Source organism: Vibrio sp. 2134-1 (assembly GCF_033339495.1).
On record NZ_JAWOUS010000648.1, the window covers coordinates 1 to 608 of the forward strand.

Sequence of the window (608 nt, forward strand, 5' to 3'; positions counted from 1 at the left end):
TAAACTAAAGGTTGTCATCCTCAACGATTTCATCGGTTTTAAAGTCTTTCTTAGTCAGTTTTGTACCATTTTCACTATTGTATCTTTCAATTGCTGCCGCCAGTTCACGTGATGCTTTACCTTGGGATCTTTCTTTAAAAACATCTTCTCCTACTTTAAATTTAACAAGTGGTGCTGGTTTTCGCTTCGTTGCGGTAGAAGACTTTGAACCTGTTAAAATTTTATCCTTTTTTTCGAGTTCGTGAGGGATTTCAAAGTCAATTACTTGTAAAGCGTGTATGGCTGCTTCAACAGCCTTCACTTCTTGCGCAGTATTAAGCTCATCTATAACGTGGCTAACTCTATCACGGATTGCTTCTACCTCTCCCAGAGATAGTTCTAAGCCTCGGATATTATTGCGACTATTAAATATTTCTATGGCTGCTTCTTGTTTTTCAGTCAATGTCATTAGTTTTATTCCTATTAGATGTACAACTGCAAAACTCCAATTTTAAACCAAACTTAAAAAGTGTGGAAGTTTTTAATGATTAAAAAATTTTTGTTTGATTTATATTTTTGTTTTTATATTTACAATGGTTTTTAAATGTGGTTTATTAAAAGGGCATTAA

General features: G+C 33.4%; 1 protein-coding gene. It reads right to left on the reverse strand.

The features are described 5' to 3' along the window. Positions 1-4: 4 nt before the first annotated feature. The gene (locus R7R78_RS27755) at positions 5-448 is read right to left on the reverse strand and encodes a hypothetical protein (protein ID WP_225474807.1); all 444 of its coding nucleotides are present in this window, start codon (positions 446-448) and stop codon (positions 5-7) included. Positions 449-608 lie beyond the last annotated feature (160 nt).

What these genes read in the sequence shown, in the direction of transcription:
- R7R78_RS27755 (WP_225474807.1), bottom strand. Translation starts at nt 448, where the DNA reads ATGACATTGACTGAAAAACAAGAAGCAGCCATAGAAATATTTAATAGT.